The 2,633-nt window shown below is 60.6% G+C and carries 3 protein-coding genes; 1 reads left to right on the top strand and 2 read right to left on the bottom strand.

The window, feature by feature from the left end:
- On the bottom strand, window positions 1–823 hold an 823-nt coding region (locus tag AC5DC2_RS22695), incomplete at its 3' end, for a DUF1176 domain-containing protein (RefSeq protein ID WP_491700126.1).
- Between the two features lie 556 nt (window positions 824–1,379).
- Between AC5DC2_RS22695 and AC5DC2_RS22690 the strand changes: the two genes are divergently transcribed.
- Window positions 1,380–1,595 carry a cold-shock protein gene (locus AC5DC2_RS22690; RefSeq protein WP_024708202.1) on the top strand — a complete coding sequence of 72 codons (216 nt, stop codon included), beginning with the start codon at window positions 1,380–1,382 and terminating at the stop codon, window positions 1,593–1,595.
- A gap of 674 nt (window positions 1,596–2,269) precedes the next feature.
- Here the strand turns inward: AC5DC2_RS22690 and AC5DC2_RS22685 are convergent.
- The coding region (locus AC5DC2_RS22685; RefSeq protein WP_491700125.1) for a sigma-70 family RNA polymerase sigma factor at window positions 2,270–2,633 on the bottom strand (364 nt) is incomplete at its 5' end.

Here is a 2,633-nt window from a genome sequence, read left to right as displayed (position 1 = left end):
CGCTGACATTCGGAAACTCGGCCCGGTGGAATTCCTGGTCCTTGCCGACATAAAGCTGGTAGGGCTGGTTATAGGCCCCGGACGGCCCGCAGGGCAGGAGCATGATCGTGCTGGCGCCGGCATTGAACCCGAAGGCATCGGCCTGATCGAGATGGGCCTCATCGGTGTAGCAAACGCTGTTTTCGTCGCTGAGATTTCTGAGGATCGACGGCGGCAGTTGCTTGTAGCTGTCGATCGACCAGACGCTGACGCTCTCGGGCGGCGCGGTGGCGCCCTTGTCCACCAGCGCGTCCGTGCGGCCCTTGCGGCCCTGCAGGTCATCAACGAAACGGGCACTGTCGGAAAGGCCGGCAAGCGCGATGGTCGAGGCAAAATCGCCAAGCCCGCCGCTATAGGCGATCGTCGCGCTTGTGCCGGCCGTCATCTTTGCAAACAACGCCGCCAGCGCCGCGGGATCGCTGACGCCGAAAGTGCCGACGGCTTCGTCCTTGGCAAGATCAGCGATGGCGACGCCATAGGCCTCGACGCCGTCGATGCTGATGCGGAAGGCGCCCTTTGCATCGCCTTTCTGGAAGAAGCCGGGCGGAAAGGGCAGGCTGAGCGAAAGCGGCGCTGCGGGATCGGCGCTTCTGTGCCACTGGATCGCGGCGAGATCGGCATTGCCGCCCTGCGGCGACGGCGGGTTGAGCGAAATCGTGCAGACATAGGCATTGTCGCAGCTCACGGCCCAGTCGTCGATCTGACGATATTCGAATGCGCCGGCGGGAACGAAGCCGAGGGCGAGGGCGAAGGCGGCAATCCGAAACGACAATCTGTGACGCATGGGCATCTCCCGGAAATCTCAATATCGCATCGCGCACCGTCGGCGCGTCCGTTCTCGTCGGGGCTTCGCCGTTCCCCTCCCCTACACCAGCTTCAGGCCAAAAAGCTAGAGCCGGGTAAGGCGCGCGCGCCATTCCCGATCATCCTGGCGACCAGCGGCCCGAAGTCCGCCTCAGTATATCCGTGATCGATGTTCTTGGAAGCGCTTCGAATTGTCCGAACCAATACAGCTTCCAGCGCGCATTGAGATGCCTTCTCCATCGATTGTCAAAGTTTCGCTTGCCAAATTCGTGTAAACACCGCATTCTGATTGTGTTCGGGCATTTTGCGAGCACGGGAAGACCATATAATCTCATGCGCGCCGGAAACGCTAACTTTCCGGGCGGCCTTTGAAGGATTTGGCCTGTAGTCGTGTTCAGGTCGTCCGGAGCCGCGGTAATAAAGGTACCTTTCCTTAAAAATTCGAGAAACGCCTGCGCTGCCCAGAAGGGCAAAACGAGCATTGGAATACCGCCCATTTTCGTGCAAGCGGGGCGGTGAGAAAAGGACCTTGAAGTATGGCCGAGACTGGCACCGTGAAATTTTTCAATACCGATAAGGGCTACGGCTTCATCAAGCCGGACAATGGCGGCGCGGACATCTTCGTCCACATCTCCGCCGTGCAATCTTCCGGCCTGACCGGACTGACGGAAAACCAGAAAGTCAGCTACGACACCGAGCCGGACCGTCGCGGCAAGGGCCCCAAGGCGGTCAACCTGCAGGTCACGGAGTAAGTTTCTCCGGCCGTTGCGCCGGAAGCTGCGCGGAAGGCCCCGCCTTCGGCCTGCAAGATATGCACAGGCGCTTCGAGGAGCGGCGCCTGGGCTTTTGGCTCTCCGCACGCACGAGGGAGCCGTCGTCCTGTGCTGTGCCCACGGCCCCAGGCGGGTGATGCCTCTCGGCGCTTTCCGGACATGCGAATGTTGCTCGCTCCGGTCTTTGCCTTTCCTCCCCGTCCCCTTCAAGAGAACGCCGGCCAAGCCGAGATGGACAGGCGCGGGCTTGCCAGACAAAATCATCAAGTCGAGAATTCTGGCGCCGTCCATCCATCGATCTGCTCCGTGCTGTTGTGGAGCGACCATTTTCGCATCAACGCGGAACGGTTCAGTGCGAAAAACCCGGCCTTTCGGTCGCGTTTTCCTTGTCGACAAACCCGCCCCCTACGGGCGTCATCCTCGGGCTTGTCCCGAGGATCTATCCACCGCTCTGCAGGGACGGCGTTGGCGGCCCGTAATAGTTTGTTTAAAATGATATTTCGCCCGATACGTTTGTCGTTTCGATACCTGCCTGGACCCTCGGGACAAGCCCGATGGTGATGAAGGAGAGCGGAGGGTTTGCTTTGTCAGTAGACAAAAAACCCGGCCTTTCGACCGGGTTCTCATTATTCTCACAAAAGACGTCTGCCTGATCAGCTATCGAGGAAGCTCCTGAGCTTGCGGCTGCGGCTCGGGTGCTTCAGCTTCCTGAGCGCCTTGGCCTCGATCTGGCGGATACGTTCGCGGGTCACCGAGAACTGCTGGCCGACCTCTTCCAGCGTATGGTCTGTGTTCATGCCGATGCCGAAGCGCATGCGCAGCACGCGCTCCTCACGCGGCGTGAGCGATGCCAGAACACGGGTCGTGGTCTCGCGCAGGTTCGCCTGAATGGCCGCGTCGATCGGCAGCAGCGCGTTCTTGTCCTCGATGAAATCGCCGAGATGCGAATCCTCCTCGTCGCCCACGGGCGTTTCCAGCGAGATCGGCTCCTTGGCGATCTTCAGCACCTTGCGGACC

This window comes from Martelella sp. (assembly GCF_984369615.1).
Note: the sequence above shows the minus strand (reverse complement) of the source record. Positions and strands in the feature narration are given on the sequence as shown.

Coding starts and splice junctions, on each gene's coding strand:
- AC5DC2_RS22690 (WP_024708202.1), top strand. CDS start 1,380: ATGGCCGAGACTGGCACCGTGAAATTTTTCAATACCGATAAGGGCTAC.